Raw genomic sequence first — 17,675 nt, 5'->3', positions numbered from 1 at the left:
TAAAAGGACTACATCTCCAGGCGCTGCCTTACAATCTCATAGGCCAGCACGCCTGCCGCAACCGATGCGTTCAGGGAATCAATATCCCCCTTCATGGGAATGGACGCAACCATATCACAGTGCTCGCGCACTAGCTTGCCGACCCCTTCCCCCTCATTTCCCACCACCAGTCCGATGGAACCTTTCAGGTTCATCTTATACATGAGTTCTCCGCCCATGTCGGCGCAGACAAACCACATGCCCTTTTTCTTCAAATCTTCCATGGTGGCCGTCAGATTTGTGACCTTGGCTACCGGCGTATAGTTTAAGGCTCCTGCCGATGTCTTTGCCACGGTGGCTGTCAGTCCCACGGCACGGCGTTTGGGAATAATGACGCCGTGGGCCCCTGCCAGGTTGGCCGTACGGATGATGGCTCCCAGGTTGTGGGGATCCTCTATGCCGTCTAACAGTATGAGGAAGGGCGGCTCTCCCTTTTCCTCTGCCGCTTTCAGCATATCCTCCACCTCGGCGTACTCATAGGCTGCCGCATAGGCGATCACACCCTGATGCTTTCCTGTCTCGGATATCTGGTCCAGCCTTTCCTTTGGCACGTAGTTGATGATGGTATCGTATTTCCTGGCTTCCCTCAGGATGGTGCGCACCGGACCGTCCTGGCAGCCGTCCAGCACGAACAGCTTGTCGATGGTCTTGCCGGACCGGAATGCCTCCAGCACGGCATTGCGCCCCTCTATGGTCAGTTCTTCGTATCTCATGTCTTATCTCCTTCCGGGTCCGGCATCCTGCCCAGCTTTTCAAGTCCCTGGCTTATCAGATATACCAGCCTGTTGTATTCCTGCCTCAGGAACAGCCACCCTACCAGGGCTTCCATTCCTGTGGCCATGCGGTAATCAATGACAGAAGCGTTCTTGGCTGATGTGGCTGATTTTGCATTGCGCCCCCGCTTGAACACGGCATGTTCCTCCTGGGTAAGCATGTCCTCGATGGCCTTTATAAGCTCTGCCTGTGTCCCGGCCTTTACAAGCTCCGAACTCTGCTTATGCATTTTATTCACCTGCATGCTGCCCCGGTTTATCACCTTTGTGCGTATGATGACCTCATACACCGAATCTCCAATATAGGCCAGAACCAGTGGCGAGTAAGAATTCTCATCCACTGGTTCAAGCCTCATGCACTGTCTATAATATGTGAGAAATTCCTGAATGGTTACGCTCTCTTCCACTTTACGCCCTCTCTGGTGTCCTCTAATACAATTCCCATATCCAGAAGCTTTCCGCGGATTTCATCCGCCAGCGCAAAATTCTTATCTTTCCTGGCCTGCTGTCTGGCTTCAATCATCTCTTCGATCTCGCTGTCCAGCACTTCTTCCTTTTTCTCCGTGATAATGCCCAGTACATCGCATAGTTCTTCTATCATTGTCTTCATATAAGATACGAATTCCCTGGTACCGGATTCATCTGCAGTGGTATTTGCCAGCTTTACCAGTTCAAATATGGCTGAAATAGCGTCCGCGGTGTTGAAGTCATCATCCATGGCTTCCTCATACTTGCCCCGCAGCTTATCTGCCTCTTCCATAGTTGCCTGCTCCCCGGCAGTCTTGGAGCTGTCGGAAGCCTTTGCCTCCAGATCCCTTAACTTCTCCACACAGGTCAGGATACGCTCCAGGCCGTTCTTGGAAGCCTCCATCAGGTCGGCGCTGAAGTTAAGGGGGCTGCGGTAATGGGCGCTGAGCATGAAGAAGCGCAGTACCTGCAGGTCGTATTTTTCACTGATTTCCCTTACTGTAAAGAAATTCCCCAGGGATTTGGACATTTTCTTATTATCAATATTAAGGAATGCGTTGTGCATCCAGTATGTGGCAAAGTTCTTGTCGTTGGCGCACTCACTCTGGGCAATCTCGTTCTCATGGTGAGGGAATATCAGATCCTCGCCTCCGGCATGAATATCAATCTGCTCGCCCAGGTAGCGTTTGGACATAACGGAGCACTCAATATGCCAGCCCGGACGTCCGTCGCACCATGGCGACTCCCAGAAAGGCTCCCCTTCCTTTTTAGGCTTCCAGAGCACGAAATCGTTGGGGTCTTCCTTGCCTTCCTCACCGGTGACCTTAATTTCACGGAATCCGGACTGAAGCTCATCCAGGTTCTTATGGGACAGCTTTCCGTATTCCTTAAAGGAACCTGTCCTGAAGTACACGGTCCCGTCCCCGGCCACATAGGCGTGGTTCTTGTCGATAAGGGTCTGTATCATCTCCAGCATGCCGCAGATTTCCTGGGTTGCCTGAGGATGGACCGTGGCAGGCTTTACATTCATGGCTGCCATGTCCTTTTTGCACTCCTCAATGTACCGGCGGGACACAGTGTCAGCGTCCACACCTTCCTCAATTGCCTTTTTTATGATTTTGTCATCCACATCCGTGAAATTGGACACATAGCGCACGTCGTAACCCTTATACTCAAAATACCTGCGTACCGTGTCAAATACAATCATGGGCCTGGCGTTTCCTATATGGATGAAATTATACACCGTAGGGCCGCAGACGTACATCTTGACCTCCCCCGGGGTCAGCGGAACGAATTCCTCTTTTTTTCTGCTCAGTGTGTTAAATATCTTCATACTCTTATTCTCCTCAAATGAATCTCTTGCGGCATGTCTGGAACATACCAGGTCAGCTGTGTCAGAATGTGTTTTATCCTGTCTTATTCTTCCTTCGCCCGGCTGCAGCCAGGACAGCCTCCACAGCCGCCTTCCATTATCTTACTATCATAGCAGTAATCTGCTGTTTCCGTCAATAAGGTAATTGCCTGAGAAGAGATTCCTTCTCCGGTTCCTGTAAATCCAAGCCCTTCTTCAGTAGTGGCCTTGACGCTTACCCTGGACACGTCCAGATGGAGGGCGTCTGCTATGTTTGCCGCCATCTGCGGCCTGTATTGAGCCAGCTTGGGACGCTGGGCTATGATGGTGGCGTCTATATTCTCAATCACGTACCCTTTCCCGTCCAGAAGTTCTCCTACCTTCTTTAACAGTTCTATGCTGGAAATACCTTTATATGCCGGATCCGTGTCCGGAAAATGCTGTCCGATGTCTCCCAGGGCTGCCGCCCCCAACAGGGCGTCCATCACCGCGTGGACCAGAACGTCCGCGTCGGAATGGCCTAAGAGGCCTTTTTCATATGGGATATTGACGCCGCCTAAGATTAGGTCCCGGCCTTGTACTAATTTGTGAACATCGTATCCTTGTCCGATTCTCATTGTGTCTCCTTTTTTACTGCGTCTGCGCTACTCCACCATCACACCGTGACTGCGCTGCGCTCATTGCCCGCGTCATATCATCATCCTTACCTTCCTGGCTATGCAGCTGGCTTGGATGTCGGTCTGAAAGCCGCAGCTTTCTCCGTCTGCATGGACGGGCAGGGCTGCTTCCGTGTGGATGGATACTTCCCTGCACTCGTAGGTTCTGACACCTTTGGGCCGGCGCCTTCCTATGAGGGCTGACAGCAGGACGGGTATCAGCTTTGTCCTGGTACCGTGGCTCATGACGCAGATGTTTAATTTTCCGTCGCTTCCGTCTGCCCTGGGGGCAAAGAGGAAGCCGCCGCCCTCTGAGGGCTGTATGTGACAGGATATGAAAAGGATGTTGTTGAACTCCACCTTTTTTACCCCGTCCAGTAAAATGTATCCTTTGCAGGATTTGCATTTAAAAAACTGGTGTATACCTATGAGTATATAAGAAAGTTTCCCCATACCCAAACGATTTAAACGCTGGCGGCATCTGGAGGACAGGGCATCCTGACAGACTGCTGCGTCAAATCCGATTCCGGCGCTGACCAGAAACCGGCGATGGGATACCTCCTGATTTCCATAGGTAAGGACTCCGTAATCAATCATGGTGAAATGCCGGGGGGCCAGCTGTTTCTTAAGACACTTTATGGTGCGTCCGGGCATGCGAAGGCTCCTGGCCAGATCGTTGCCGGAACCGGCCGGGATGTAGCCCAGACTTAAAGGCCCATGGAAAGACACACCGTCCAGAACCTCGTTCATGGTTCCGTCCCCGCCCACGGCGATGATATATCTTGGCTCATCATAGCTGTCTGTCAGCCGCATTGCCGCGGTTCTTGCGTCCCCAATGCCTTCTGTCAGGAAAACTTCGTATTCAATATTATGACTTTCCATATAACGGGCTATGGCTTTCCAGATTTTAAGACCCTTGCCGGAGCCTGCTTTGGGATTTACAATGAAGTTATACATGAAGGATTCAGGTCGTCCTTTCTACTATTTTACTCTGCCTTAAATTATAGCATAATACCCTATAAAACACTAAGAAAATTTCTATAAAAAAAGTTGTAAAAAAAGTCTTGACAATTACCACAATTTATCATATACTGTACAGGCAGTCGCGAGTGAGACACAAACGACGGCAGGATATGGGGTCTTAGCTCAGCTGGGAGAGCATCTGCCTTACAAGCAGAGGGTCACAGGTTCGAGCCCTGTAGGCCCCACTATCTACCAAATTAAATATGGCGGAATAGCTCAGTTGGCTAGAGCACACGGTTCATACCCGTGGTGTCGAGAGTTCAAGTCTCCCTTCCGCTACTCGAGAAGCTTTGGATTGTCAAGGCTTCTTTTATTTTGTCGCCGGGTATTTGCCTGCCAGGGCGTTTTATCCGTCTGAAATCTGCCAGGGAGGACACAAGCATCATGGAAAAGGAACAAATCTTTCAAAGAAACGCAGGATTTCTCGCGTTTTTTCTAAGCGGCATATGCGCCATCAGCAGCGGCGTGGTCGTAAGCATGCTGCAGGAGACCTACGGCTTTGCATACGGCATGACAGGGACACTGCTGTCCCTTATGAGTATTGGTAATCTGCTGGCCGGTTTTGCTTCCGGCATGCTGCCTGCGAAAATCGGAACCAAGAAAACCGTGGTGCTCCTGACAGCAGGCTATGGAGCTGGATATCTGATCATGGGATTTTCCGGATGGATGCTGGTTCTTATGCTGGGCTTTTTCCTGGTGGGCGTTGCCAAAGGAAGCACCATCAACACCTGCACCATCCTGGTGGCTGATAACTCCGGCGACCGTACAAAGGGCATGAACATTATGCACAGCTGTTACGCCCTGGGCGCGCTTTTGTGTCCGTTCTTCATCGGCGCGGCCATGAAGGCAGGGAATGCCGTTCCCATGCTGGTGTTAGCATCCTGCGGTTTCCTGCTGTGGCTGACCTTCTGTGTGACTCCCGCGGAAACAAAGGCCATGAAAAAGGACAGGAGCATAGATAAGGGCTTCCTTAAAAGCAAAAAATTCTGGTTGCTCACCGGTCTCCTGTTCTGCCAGAATGCGGCGGAAACCAGCGTAACCGGCTGGATGGTTACATATTTTAAAGGAAATGGCATCATATCAGGTTCCCTCAGTCCTTACACCGTGACCGTGATGTGGGGCGCCACCCTGATTGCCCGCCTGCTCATAGCATTTGTAATTCCTATCAAAAACAGCTATTCTGCCATGATTAAGATGGGTATTGGCTGCATCATTTTCTACCTGGGCCTGATGATGGCCGGTACCCAGACCGCTGCCATCCTGCTGCTGTTCGCCTTTGCCTTTGCCATGGCCGGCATGAATCCCACTGCCGTGGCCAGCGCAGGCCGTATGACCAGTGCGGCCAGCATGGGAATCATGCTTCCGGCTGCCAGCAGCGGCGCTATCATCATGCCCTGGATTATCGGCATGGTGGCTGAACATGCAGGCATTGAAATCGGAATGGCTTCCAATATCATTCCCTGCGCAGGCATGCTTCTATTCAGCGTGGCTGTAAAACGTCTGAAAGAATAGGAGCTGTGAAGCCATGCTCTACGATAAGGATATACGGGAGCCTCTCTTTGATTTTCTGGAGGAGATGTACGGAAAAATACGTATTCTGGAAGAAAAACAGATAGGAAAATCCAGGGCGGATATCGTCATGGTTCTGCCGGATCTGGTGGCAGGTATCGAAATTAAGAGTGACGCCGACACCTATGCCCGTCTGAAACGCCAGGTAAAAGACTATGACCAGTTTTACGACAGGAATTATGTGGCGGCCGGCTCCAGCCATGCCCTGCACATCGAAGAACATGTCCCTGAATGGTGGGGAATCATCACCGTGGAGCAGGTGGCCGGACAGGCGGACTTTTATCTTCTCAGGGAGGCCAGGCCAAATCCCGGGGTAAATCTCAGGAAAAAGCTCAGTATCCTCTGGCGGCCGGAGCTGGCCCATATCCAGGAATTGAACGATATGCCTAAATACAAGGAAAAGAGCAAGCAATTCGTCATTGATAAAATCGCAGAAAAGATACCTGAAGAAATACTGTCAAAGCAGATAAGCGGCGCCCTGTTTGAACGGGATTATAACGAAATTGAACATGTGATACAGGAATTTAAAAAGACCCGGACCGCTGGCACCATGAAAGGGCGCGCCGGGCGCACCCGAAAAGGCAGACGTTCATGATACGCCTGCCTTTTCCTAATCCGCATTTTATTGGTCTATATTACCTGTTCCACTTTTCTATTCCGCCTTACCATCCAGATAATCCAGTATCTCCTGGGCATTGGTATCCGGCTTTGCTTTTTCAAACACCTTCTCGATGACGCCATTCTCATCTATTACATAGGTACTTCTCACCACTCCCATGGAAACCTTGCCGTAAAGCTTTTTCTCCTTCCACACATCGTATGCCTGGATGGCAGTAAGCTCTGGATCGGACAGAAGGATGAAGGGAAGTTCATGCTTGGCGGCGAAGTTGGCATGGGACTTCTCACTGTCCCTGCTGACGCCTATGACCTCCACGTTCCTCTGTTTAAATCCAATGTACGCGCCTGCAAAGGCACATGCCTCCCTGGTGCATCCGGGCGTGTTATCCTTTGGATAGAAATACAATACCACCTTGCGGCCAAGAAAAGAAGACAGTTTAACTTCCTTTCCGTCCTTATCTTTTAATGTGAAATCCGGTGCCTTTATCCCTGCACTTAACATGTCCCGTATCCTCCTTAAGCAATTGGCCAGGCTCACAGAACGCGCACTGGCCTATGAGATTATATTATTGCAGGTATCCGTGCTTGTCAAGGACTCCTTTGTCCATCCTACGGCCTTACAGCCGTCCCGTCAGGCAGTCTTGCAAACAGCCAGCTGTGATCCATATCCACTGCCGGATATTTGGCGGCTTCCTTCTCATCAAAGCCAACACCAATGCCTGGTGTGTCGTCCACATATGCGTACCCATCCCTGATTTTCGGGCAGCCCGGGAATACAGCCTCTTCCTCCTGGGTAAAACCGGAGAACTCCTGTATTCCAAAGTTATGGCTGTTCAGGTCCAGATGCATCTGCGCGCACATTCCAATCGGTGACAGATCATTGGGACCGTGCCATGCGGTCCGCACGCCGTATGCATCGCAGAAATGAGCCAGCTTTACAGCAGGGGTTATACCTCCTATATCGCTTAAGTGCACCCTTATGAAATCAATCCACTGGTTTTGGATAATGGTTTTCCACTCAGCCGGATTGGTAAACAGCTCTCCCATGGCAAAGGGCACAGCTGTCTGCTCCCTCATATACTTATAATACCCTACCTGGTCAGGAGCCAGAGAATCCTCCAGGAAAAACAGCTTAAATGGTTCCAGTTCCTTTGTAAAAGCAAGGGTGTCTGCCAGTGATAACCGCTCATGAACATCGTGCATGACCTCAAGCTCCCATCCAAAATCCTTCCTCACCTGCTCAAACAGGCGGATTACACTGTCCATATACATTTTCGGATGGAAATACGCGCCTTCCGGTGCCCCCTCCGGTTTTACCATCTGCTGGCGCCTGCCGTCGAAGTTCCCGCCGTAGGTCCCCATATGACAGCGGATGTGCCGGTATCCTTCCTCAATATATCGGCTGATGCACTCTTTTACCTCTTCCAGGCATCCTCCGTCTGCATGGCGGTAAACCGTCACGCCTTCCCTGGCCTTTCCGCCAAGCAGGCTGTAGAGCGGCATACCGGCCAGCTTTCCCTTGATGTCCCACAGGGCCTCATCTACTCCTGATATTGCATTGTTGAGGATTGGACCATTGCGCCAGTAAGAGCTTCCCATCATGGTCTGCCAGATATCCTCTATATTATGTACGCTCCTTCCCTTTAACATAGGGCAGAGATATTCCTCGATGGCTGTAACCACAGCCTTGTGCCTCCATGTAAAGGTAGCGCATCCGTATCCAAAGAGTTCGGGTTCCGATGTCTCTACCTTGACAATGACCAGATTAATTCCCCTTGGCGCTGTCACAAATACTTTTATATCCCGAATTGTTATGTTATCCATGTTCTAATTCTCCTGTTTTTTATAATATATATCCCCGTATTATGTAACCTCCGCCCATACAGTATCAGCTCTTAACTGCCCCGCCTGTCATGCCTGCAATAAAATACTTCTGGAAGCATATAAAGAGAACCACCAGCGGCAGGCTGGACACAGTGGAAGCAGCCATCAGATCATTCCATTTAATCTGGTACTGGGAATTCAGGGAAATGATGCCCACGGTCAATGTCTTCAACTGGTCGTTGGAAATCAGGACTGAGGAGTACATATACTCATTCCATCCGCTGAACAGGACAAATATGGCAACTGCTGCAATGCCCGGCACTATCAGGGGCAGTATGATGTTCCAAAAAATCCGGAAGCTGGATGCCCCGTCCACCCTGGCCGCCTCGTCCAGCTCAATGGGTACTGTCTTAAAGTAGGAAACCAGCATCCATGTGCTGAAGGCCACATTGGTGGCTGCATATACAATGATAAGCCCAATCAGCTTGTTGGTCATATGGTATTTGGAAAGCACCGCATAGAACGGTACCACCAGCATGACGCTGGGAAACATCTGGGTTACCAGAAGGAAATCCATCAGCTGTTTTTTACCCTTAAACTGGAATCTGGTCACCCCGTAGCCGGCCAGACATGCACATGTAATACAGATAATCATGGCAAAGATACATGTTACCAGGCTGTTAAGGGTCATTCTTCCGAAATTGTAGGTAGTGAAGAATTTGCGGAAGGACTCCAGGCTGATTGGGTCCGGTATCCACTGGGGTTTAGGCGAGTAGGTCTGGGCCTCTGTCTTGAAGGCAGTGGAAATCATCCAGAGAACAGGCACCAGCACCATAAGGGCCAGCAGAATCAGTACCACATAACAGAGCACTTGTTCCATTCTGCGTTTCGACTTCATTTTATTCATCCTTCAGCACCACCTTATACACAGAGTTTATGAGATAACAGATAATGAAAACCAGGATTCCCCATGCTGCTCCTTTACCGAATCTCAGGTCATTGAATGCGGTTCCGTATATGCTCAGGCTGATCAGGTTTGTGGCTGTGCCCGGCCCGCCCGCTGTCATGGTAAAGACCTGGGTATACTGCTTGAACCACCACACGCTGTCCAGGATAATCACCGTTGTCAGAATAGGCTTTAGGGAAGGCAGGGTGATGTAGCGGAAGCTGTCCCACTTATTTGCCCCGTCAATCACCGCCGCCTCATACAGGTCCTTGGAGATGCTCTGGAGTCCGGCCAGTATCATGGTCATGACCAGAGGAAATCCCTTCCATATACAAGTGAACACCACGGACGGAAACGCCAGTTCCTTGCTGCCCAGCCAGGATATGTTGGCTGAAATGATACCCAGTGACTTCAGCATATCGTTTAGTACACCATACATGGGATTCATGATCCAGGTAAACAAAAGGGCTATGACAGCTTCCGGAAAAAGCCATGGGAGCATAAAAATGACCCTGAATACAGTCCTTCCCCTGAACTCCCTGTTTAGCAAGGTTGCCAGGATGAAACCCAGGACAAAATGCCCGATTACCACAAATATCATGAACTCAAACGTAAGCAGCACCGATTTATAGAAAGACGGATCTGTAAACGCCTCTATATAGTATTTGAAGCCTACGAATTTCCACTTAGTCACCAGGTTAGTATTGAAGAAGCTGATATAAAAGCCATAGGCCATGGGATATATAATAAGGGCTGCCAGCATGAATACAATGGGGAATGCAAATAAGTATCCGTCATTCTGGTATTTGATTTTACCCGCGGTTCCTTTTGTTTTTACCTTAGACATGATATCATGACCCTTTCTTTGCCTGTATTAATTGTAATCTTCCAGGAGCTGATCAAGATCCTTTACCAGCTGTTCCGCTGCCTGGTCGTTTGTTTTCTCGTTGCTGAATACAGCTGCATAGGCATCGCCCAGGGCGCTCTTAAGTCCGCTGATTCCCGCAAAAGCCAGGGTCGGACGGCAGCCGTCCTCAATCTGCTTTAAGAAACCTGCATAATCATCTCCTGTTATATAGGAAACCTTCTGTCCTTCGGTGGTGGACGGAATCTTGCCGCTGGACTCCCAGAACTTCATATCCTTATCGTGGGAGGTAAAGAATGCCAGGTATTTGGCGGCAGCTGCCTTCTCTGCGTCAGTTGATTTGGCGGTAATAGCATATCCCTCAGCTCCCAGCATAGTGCCTGAATACTCTCCGGGGAGTTTAAAAGAACCAAGCTTTCCTTTTAACTCAGGATTGTTGGCATAAGCAACGCCCAGGGCATTTGGTCCGGTAAGGAACATGCTGGTATAGCCCATGGCAAAGTAGTTTGCCGCTGTGGGATAATCCACCTCTGTGATACCGGTTGGAACCACACCCTCCACATTGTTCATATCTGTCCACTTAGAAAATACATCCACGAATGCCGGGTCTGTGGTAATATCTGTCTTCCACTCATCCGATCCATCCTCCTGGTAAGCAAGCTCATATCCATTGCTCCAGAGATAGGACATAAAACGGCTCTGCCCTGAGGAATTATTGGAGCCTACCATGGAGAATCCCCACTGGTCCACCTGTCCGTCCCCGTCCGTATCCTTTGTCAGCGCCTTTGCACAGTCCACAAACTCATCCCATGTGGCAGGCACTTTAAGCCCAGCTTCCTCAAAACGATCCATCCGGTAGATAACGGCCTGCGGCTGTACGGCCACCGGATAATAGGTCATCTGCCCGTCAATGGTGCAGGCATCCATAACGCCGTTTGCCAGGCCGTCAATAGCTTCCTTGTCCATCCAGTTGTTAAGGTCCTCTGTCAAACCCAGGTCATAAAGGGTGGGCACCTGGTCAGCAGATGTGAAGAACATGGTGGGAAGGTCATCCGGGGAGGTTGCCATGGCTGCCAGCTTTGTATAAATATCACCGGAGGCAATGGCCTGGATTTCCACCTTAATGTCCGGATTTTCCTTCATAAATTCCTCTGCGTACTGATATATGTACTGGCCATGAGGATCCTCAGGCGCATATCCGTCCATGACGGTCAAAGTAACCTGTTCTCCGGACGCGGCCTGTGTATCCTTATTTCCCGTCCCGGTACCGCCATTATCCTTTGTGTCCCCTGCCTTTACTTCCTCTGCCTTTGTATCTGCCGTGCCGGATGATGAGCCTGCGCATCCTGTCACAAGGGATGCCGCCATCACTACGGAAAGCATTGCTGATAAGAATCTTCTTTTCATGTCAGTTCCTCCATTTCATTGTTATAAATCTCTCTTAATTACCGGCCGGTAATCGTTTGTTCTGATGGGAATATCATACAACAACTGATATGAGGAATGTGATTATTATTTAGTCAAAAATCACCATTTTTTTGTCCTGTGACAAAAATCTGCATAAAAATAGCAGCTGGTATACAAAAATCACCAGCTACTTTCTTCTGCATCGTCTGCTTGTTTCCCACCATTCATGTGCAGATTTACGGTATTGAAGGGGAGAAACGTCCATAATTGATTTAAATTGCCTTAAAAATGTGTTTACGCTGTCATAACCGCATCTCTCCGCTATCACTGCCACGCTATCACTACTATTTTCCAATAAACTGGCAGCCTCGCAGACCCTCACCGTATTGATGTACTTGTTTAAGTTGTATCCGCAATACTTGGTGAAATCCTTGCTGATGGTTGTTGGGTGAAGAAAAAATTTTTCACCCAGCATATTCAGGTTCAGCTCCTCATTAAAATGAACATCAATGTATTCCTTAATCTCCAGCATCCTGGCATTGGAAGGCGAGATACCCGACTCACTCCGCTCAAACCGGAAGACTCGAAACAGCAGCACTGCTATCTGGGTGATAATGGTCCGCTGAATCTGGGTACGGAAGGGCTTATGCACCTCGCCCTCCTCCTTTAAATAGCACAGCATATCGATCAGATGTCCAAACACCGCCCGGTCCACATTTTTATAATTTTGGACAAACACATCCGGCGGGGGCGTACCAAATACCTTCTGCAGGTCATGGTCCAAGATAATACTTCTATAGTAGGTTGGTTTGGCTGTGAAGCCGTATCTTGAAAACGGCAGCCTGTCAATCCGCCTCAGATGGTGTTCCATGGCACCTATGACCAGAATATCATAGGGCTCCACATGGTACTTCCTGCCTGAGATATAGTAGTCCGCAGCCCCGTCCTCCACCAGGAGAATCTCACTGGTATTATGGATGTGGTGCATCTCGTTCTTCTCATATTCACAGGTCCGTGAAATATTATAATTATCCTCACTGATTGCCCGGAAATGGTCCGGCTCATAGTAATCATTAATCTTAATCTCCATGTGGTAACTATAACATACCTGCTTCTATATGTCAAAAACGCAGCTCCCCGCACCTATTGGCATGCCACTGATAAACCTCAGCATTCCCCGGCTATTTATACTCTTATATTGTTATGACCAAATACTCCCCTGTCATCTGCAGCACCGCATATCTTGTTATCCCTCTATTGCGCCGCGTTTTTCTTAAGCATCCCCAGAATCACGCATCCGGCCGCTGCTCCCGCAACCACCGCAGCCAGATACATAAGGTGATTTCCAATGGTGGGAAGGACGAAGATACCTCCATGAGGCGCCCTGAGGGTGCAGCCAAATGCCATGGAAAGCCCTCCTGCAATCGCAGAACCGATGATACAGGAAGGAATCACGCGCAGCGGATCCTGGGCCGCAAAGGGAATGGCTCCCTCTGTGATAAAGGACAGGCCCATTATATAATTGACAATACCGGACTGGCGCTCCTTTTCCGTAAACTTGCTCTTAAAGAAAGTGGTGCACAGGGCAATGGCAATAGGAGGCACCATACCGCCTGCCATGACAGCGGCCATGACCTCAAAGTTGCCCTCTGCCAGCTGTGCGGTTCCGAACACATACGCTGCCTTGTTAAACGGACCGCCCATATCAATGGACATCATGCCGCCTAATACCATCCCCAGCACAATCCGGCTGGTGCCGCCCATTCCGTTCAGGAAGTGGGTGAGGCCATCGTTAATCATACCCATATATGGGTTGATGAATGTGGTTACCACTGCTGCCAGGAAGATACCGATAACCGGATAGAGAAGCACCGGCTTGATGCCTTCCAGCGACTTTGGCAGCTTTGAGAAAAGCTTCCTTAAGCCCACCACAATATATCCGCCTACAAAACCTGCAAACAGAGCGCCCAGAAATCCTGCGTTCACATCGCCGCCTGCCGGGTTGACAAAGGTGGATCCCATCTTGGCAATCAGTCCTGCCACCAGGCCCACTGCCAGGCCGGGACGGTCCGCGATACTCATGGCGATGAAGCCGGCCAGGATAGGAAGCATCATTCCGAATGCCTGCTCGCCCACGGTCTTAAGATAGGCTGCCAGAGGCGTATTCTTACCGAAGTTGGCCGGATTGATGGAATAATCGTCAAACAGGAATGCCAGGGCGATCAGGATACCTCCGCCGATAACAAAGGGAAGCATGTGGGATACGCCGTTCATCAGGTGCTTGTATATGGTCCTCCCAATGCTGTCATTGCCTTCCGACACGGACTCTCCCCCCGCGGCTCCTGTGTGATGGTATACCGGCACCGTGCCGTCCACAGCCCGTTTGATCAGTTCCTCGGCCTTGTGGATGCCGTCGGCCACAGGGACCATGATAACAGGCTTTCCGTCAAATCTGGCCATCTCCACGTTCTTATCCGCTGCAATGATAATGGCATCCGCCGCTGCAATTTCTTCCCTTGTGAGCACATTCTGGGCTCCGCCGGAACCGTCGGTCTCAGCTTTCAGGGCAATTCCCAGCTTCTTTCCCGTATTCTCCAGGTTCTCAGCCGCCATGTAGGTGTGGGCAATGCCGGTGGGACAGGCCGTAACCGCCAGAACACGGTAACCGGAGGAGGCGCCTGCTTCTGCATCCGCCTTTGCATCCTTGGCCGCCTCTCCCTCAGGCGCTCCAAAACGCTCTGTCTCTGCCTCATCTATGATGCGTAAAAATTCATCCTTATCCGCTGCCCCCATAAGCCCTTCCTTGAATCCGGGATTCATAAGCAGGGTTGACAGGCGGGATAATGCCTCCAGGTGTACGTCTGCTCCCTCAGCAGGCGCCGCAATCATAAACAGAAGGTTGGCCAGGGAGCCGTCAAACGCGTCGTAATCAACGCCCTCTGGAACCACCATGGCCGCCAGTCCGGGCTCCTTTACCGCCTCTACCTTTGCGTGCGGAATGGCAATTCCCTCACCGATGGCCGTGCTGCCCAAGGCTTCTCTTGCCAGTATGCCCTCCTTATATCCGGCGGTGTCCTTAAGCCTTCCTCCGGCATCCATCAGGGATACCAGCCTGTCCACGGCCTCCTCCTTATCTGAAACCTTTACGCCCAGTTCAATACTCTCTTTTTTTAATAACTCTGTAATCCGCATAAATGCGCCCCTCCTAACCGGTTAAAGTGTGTTTAAGAGTCTCATAATTTCATCTTTTGTTCCAATTCCGTCGGAAAATGCCGTCGCGCCGCCGCAGGCTGTTCCCAGCTTCAAAGCGTATGCATAATCCCCTTTTTCCAGGTATCCGGCTATGAATCCTGCCACCATGGAATCCCCTGCCCCAACAGAATTCTTTACCGTTCCCCTGGCAGCCTGCCGGCGGTGTACACTGCCGTCCTCTGTTACCAGTATGGCTCCGTTTCCTGCCATGGATACCAGCACATTCACCGCTCCCTGTTCCTTAAGCTTCCTGGCATGGAGAATGATTTCCTCCTCTGTCTCAAGCTCCAGCCCAAACATCTGTCCCAGCTCATGATTATTGGGTTTAATGAGGAACGGACGGTACTTTAAAACCTTCAGGAGCAAATCCTTCTCCGCATCCACTACCATGCGGATTCCCCTGCCGTCCAGGCGTTCCATGATTCTCTGGTAGATGTCACTGTCAATGGCAGCCGGTATGCTTCCGGAAAGGACCAGCACATCCTCCTTTTTTAGATAGGAAAGCTTCTCAAAAAGCTGGTCCACATCGCCGGCTGTAATCTCCGGTCCCATGCCGTTGATCTCACTTTCCTGGTCGGACTTCAGCTTTACATTAATACGGGACATGCCCTTCTCCACCTGGATAAAATCTGAATCAAATCCCAGGCTCCTGACTCCCCGCTCTATCTCCCGGCCCGTAAAACCGGCAATGAATCCCAGAGCCGTACTCCTGTATCCCAGGTTTGCCAAAAGCGCTGAAACATTGATGCCCTTGCCTCCGTAAAAGATGTTTTCCCTGATGGTCCGGTTTACACTTCCCAATGCAAAATGTTCTACTTTAACCACATAGTCCAGTGCCGGATTAAATGTTACCGTGTAAATCATATATCTCCGCACCTCCTTTTTATGAAATTTTATTTCTTATGTTGTCTCTATCATAATACGATGCTATATTTTCGTCAATAGTATTTTATAAGAAAATTTGTTTCATACATTTTTTTGTCGCAATATACAAACAGACGGCCTGTTTCCGTAAAAAGCCGTCTGTTTTTTGTGCATTATTTTCTATTTTATCGTTAGTACTGCCCCGCGTAAATAACAGCGAAACACGGTTCCATTATTTCTTATCCGGCGATATGGCTTTTTCATGACGCCGTATATGCTCCATGGACCCCTTCATACCAGCCCGGAGCAGAAGGTAAAGTATTTCCATCACTGCCGTAGCCGTCACCCTGGAAAACCAGAACTCCTCTGTCAGCAGCTTTTCCCTGGTGGCAGTGACAATCTTGTAATCACATATCCTGGCCAAGGGCGAATTTCCATTATTGGTAATGAGAATGACCGTGCATCCGTTTTCCTTTGCCCCCTCTGCCAGGGTCTGAAGACGCTTGGAGCTTCCTGAATTGGATATGACCATAACCACATCCTCCTGGCCCAGGTTAAAGGTATAGGCAGTCTGGGTTTCCCATATATCCCCTGCCACAGCCGGTATTCCCAGCTGGTTGAATTTGAAGGCGCCGTCCAGAGCCACGGGAATGGTATTGCCCACGGCTGCCAGCTGCACCATTCGGGCATGCTCCAGCCTGTCCAGAATATGTTCCAGATTGGCCGGGTCCATCATGTTCACGGTCTCCGTCAGCTCAGCCACCTTGTTAGCCAGTATATTCTGAAGAGACTGCCGCAGATCGCCGCGGTCAATGTCATTGGACACATTCCGGTCCATTTGTTCTTCTTCCAGCACCTCCCTGGCCAATGCCAGCTTCAGGCTGTGGAATCCTTTGAAGCCGCACCGCCTGCAAAACCGGGATACAGTGGCGTCGCTGGTCCCGCTGGCCCTGGCCAGCTCGCCCACCGTCATATCCACCACTTCCGCCTTATGCTCCATCATGTAATCCGCTATCTTTTTCTCTGCTTCAAAAAATTCGTCATAGGAGGAGCAGATGACTCCCAACGCGCTTCGTGTCTCTCCCATATCATATTCCGCCTGTCTCATGTAAATTTATTTCATGGTCTAAATATAGCACACAAAACTTAAAAATAAAAGTTGTTTTTCGTCATATATTATAATGCTTTATGAAACTTTATTAACTTTTCGTTACTCCCCTTGTTTTTCCTTTTTTACTGTGCTATAATCTCTAAACGTTAACATATTATTAACAATTTGTTTATATTTAGCCGCATATTATCAGGTCTTCAAATGTGAGAAAGAGGCTGGTATCATGAAAAATATTATAACATTTCTTTCCAAGTACAAACATGCATGGCTGCTGTGTTACGGCTTCATTTATCTTCCATGGTTCTGTTACCTGGAAAAGACAGTCACCCGTCATTACCATGTAATGCATGTTGCCCTGGACGACTTCATACCCTTCAACGAATATTTTATTATTCCCTACATGATGTGGTTTTTATACGTGGCAGGAACCATAGTTTTCTTCCTTTTCCGTAATAAGGAAGACTATTACAGAATTTGTACCTTCCTGTTCTCAGGTATGACCATCAGCCTGATTATCTGTACCTTTTTCCACAACGGAACAGATTTCAGACCGGCCATTGACCCGGGTAAGAATATATTTTCCGGCATGGTCGCCGCCCTGTACCAGACGGATACGCCTACCAATGTATTCCCCAGCATCCATGTGTACAACTCCATCGGCACCCACATCGCCATCATGAAGAGCGAGTCCTTTAAGAAATATCCCTGGGTGCGGGCCGGTTCAGCCATCCTTATGGTTTCCATCTGCCTGTCTACCGTATTCTTGAAACAGCACTCGGTTATCGACATGGTGGGAGCAGCTATCATGGCTTATGTGATTTACGGGATCGTCTACGGATACAACTGGTCTGCCGAAGACAAGAAGGTCACCCAGAAGGCGCTCAGTTAAAAGGCCGGAATTTAGATGTT

Annotated in this window: 17 protein-coding genes and 2 tRNA genes; 5 read left to right on the top strand and 14 right to left on the bottom strand. The window is 49.7% G+C overall.

What is annotated here, in order from left to right; genetic code table 11:
* Positions 1-8: 8 nt before the first annotated feature.
* The 5 genes from rlmB to CGC65_RS07095 all read right to left on the bottom strand — a co-directional run bounded on the left by rlmB (position 9) and on the right by CGC65_RS07095 (position 4,244).
* A complete protein-coding gene (gene rlmB / locus CGC65_RS07115; RefSeq protein WP_002565293.1) occupies positions 9-752 on the bottom strand; it encodes a 23S rRNA (guanosine(2251)-2'-O)-methyltransferase RlmB in 744 nt (247 codons plus the stop codon).
* Positions 749-1,219 carry a Mini-ribonuclease 3 gene (locus tag CGC65_RS07110; protein ID WP_002565294.1) on the bottom strand — a complete coding sequence of 157 codons (471 nt, stop codon included), beginning with the start codon at positions 1,217-1,219 and terminating at the stop codon, positions 749-751. The genes rlmB and CGC65_RS07110 overlap by 4 nt, the downstream gene beginning before the upstream one ends.
* Positions 1,204-2,613, bottom strand: a complete 1,410-nt coding sequence (cysS, locus tag CGC65_RS07105) for a cysteine--tRNA ligase (protein WP_002565295.1) — start codon at positions 2,611-2,613, stop codon at positions 1,204-1,206. The genes CGC65_RS07110 and cysS overlap by 16 nt, the downstream gene beginning before the upstream one ends.
* An 83-nt stretch (positions 2,614-2,696) precedes the next feature.
* A complete protein-coding gene (gene ispF, locus CGC65_RS07100) occupies positions 2,697-3,248 on the bottom strand; it encodes a 2-C-methyl-D-erythritol 2,4-cyclodiphosphate synthase (RefSeq protein ID WP_002565296.1) in 552 nt (183 codons plus the stop codon).
* A 72-nt stretch (positions 3,249-3,320) separates the two neighbouring features.
* On the bottom strand, positions 3,321-4,244 hold the full coding sequence (locus CGC65_RS07095) for a diacylglycerol/lipid kinase family protein (RefSeq protein ID WP_002565297.1): 924 nt from the start codon (positions 4,242-4,244) through the stop codon (positions 3,321-3,323).
* Between the two features lie 178 nt (positions 4,245-4,422).
* On the opposite strand from CGC65_RS07095, the gene CGC65_RS07090 reads away from it, so the two are divergent.
* The 4 genes from CGC65_RS07090 (at position 4,423) to CGC65_RS07075 (ending at position 6,474) form a co-directional block, all read left to right on the top strand.
* Positions 4,423-4,495, top strand: a tRNA-Val gene (locus tag CGC65_RS07090).
* A gap of 20 nt (positions 4,496-4,515) precedes the next feature.
* Positions 4,516-4,589, top strand: a tRNA-Met gene (locus CGC65_RS07085).
* Between the two features lie 105 nt (positions 4,590-4,694).
* Positions 4,695-5,822: an MFS transporter gene (locus tag CGC65_RS07080; RefSeq protein WP_002565298.1), complete on the top strand. Its 1,128-nt coding sequence runs from the start codon at positions 4,695-4,697 to the stop codon at positions 5,820-5,822.
* Between the two features lie 13 nt (positions 5,823-5,835).
* Positions 5,836-6,474 (top strand): sce7726 family protein, encoded by a 639-nt coding sequence (locus CGC65_RS07075; protein WP_002565299.1) that lies wholly within the window; start codon positions 5,836-5,838, stop codon positions 6,472-6,474.
* A 57-nt stretch (positions 6,475-6,531) separates the two neighbouring features.
* Here the strand turns inward: CGC65_RS07075 and bcp are convergent, their stop codons facing one another.
* The 9 genes from bcp to CGC65_RS07025 form a co-directional block, all read right to left on the bottom strand.
* Positions 6,532-6,999 carry a thioredoxin-dependent thiol peroxidase gene (gene bcp, locus CGC65_RS07070; protein WP_002565300.1) on the bottom strand — a complete coding sequence of 156 codons (468 nt, stop codon included), beginning with the start codon at positions 6,997-6,999 and terminating at the stop codon, positions 6,532-6,534.
* Between the two features lie 107 nt (positions 7,000-7,106).
* Positions 7,107-8,321, bottom strand: a complete 1,215-nt coding sequence (locus CGC65_RS07065) for a D-galactonate dehydratase (RefSeq protein WP_002565301.1) — start codon at positions 8,319-8,321, stop codon at positions 7,107-7,109.
* A gap of 64 nt (positions 8,322-8,385) precedes the next feature.
* Positions 8,386-9,228 (bottom strand): carbohydrate ABC transporter permease, encoded by an 843-nt coding sequence (locus tag CGC65_RS07060; protein ID WP_002565302.1) that lies wholly within the window; start codon positions 9,226-9,228, stop codon positions 8,386-8,388.
* Complete coding sequence (locus CGC65_RS07055; RefSeq protein ID WP_002565303.1) at positions 9,221-10,114, bottom strand: carbohydrate ABC transporter permease; 894 nt, start codon at positions 10,112-10,114, stop codon at positions 9,221-9,223. Before CGC65_RS07055 ends, CGC65_RS07060 begins: the two co-directional genes overlap by 8 nt.
* Before the next feature lie 27 nt (positions 10,115-10,141).
* Positions 10,142-11,539 (bottom strand): ABC transporter substrate-binding protein, encoded by a 1,398-nt coding sequence (locus tag CGC65_RS07050; RefSeq protein WP_002565304.1) that lies wholly within the window; start codon positions 11,537-11,539, stop codon positions 10,142-10,144.
* 187 nt (positions 11,540-11,726) lie between these two features.
* Entirely contained in the window at positions 11,727-12,629 is a 903-nt protein-coding gene (locus CGC65_RS30880) for a helix-turn-helix transcriptional regulator (RefSeq protein ID WP_002565305.1), read from the bottom strand.
* Between the two features lie 164 nt (positions 12,630-12,793).
* Entirely contained in the window at positions 12,794-14,731 is a 1,938-nt protein-coding gene (locus tag CGC65_RS07035) for a PTS fructose transporter subunit IIABC (protein WP_002565306.1), read from the bottom strand.
* Positions 14,732-14,752: 21 nt separating this feature from the next.
* Positions 14,753-15,655, bottom strand: a complete 903-nt coding sequence (gene pfkB, locus CGC65_RS07030) for a 1-phosphofructokinase (RefSeq protein ID WP_002565307.1) — start codon at positions 15,653-15,655, stop codon at positions 14,753-14,755.
* Positions 15,656-15,887: 232 nt separating this feature from the next.
* Complete coding sequence (locus tag CGC65_RS07025; RefSeq protein ID WP_002565308.1) at positions 15,888-16,742, bottom strand: MurR/RpiR family transcriptional regulator; 855 nt, start codon at positions 16,740-16,742, stop codon at positions 15,888-15,890.
* A gap of 247 nt (positions 16,743-16,989) precedes the next feature.
* Between CGC65_RS07025 and CGC65_RS07020 the strand changes: the two genes are divergently transcribed.
* Positions 16,990-17,655, top strand: coding sequence for a phosphatase PAP2 family protein (locus tag CGC65_RS07020; RefSeq protein WP_002565309.1), 666 nt, complete (start codon positions 16,990-16,992; stop codon positions 17,653-17,655).
* Positions 17,656-17,675 lie beyond the last annotated feature (20 nt).

Source organism: Enterocloster bolteae, from assembly GCF_002234575.2.
In the GTDB taxonomy this organism is placed as follows: Bacteria; Bacillota; Clostridia; order Lachnospirales; family Lachnospiraceae; genus Enterocloster; species Enterocloster bolteae.
This window is presented reverse-complemented; position numbering and strand designations above follow the sequence as displayed.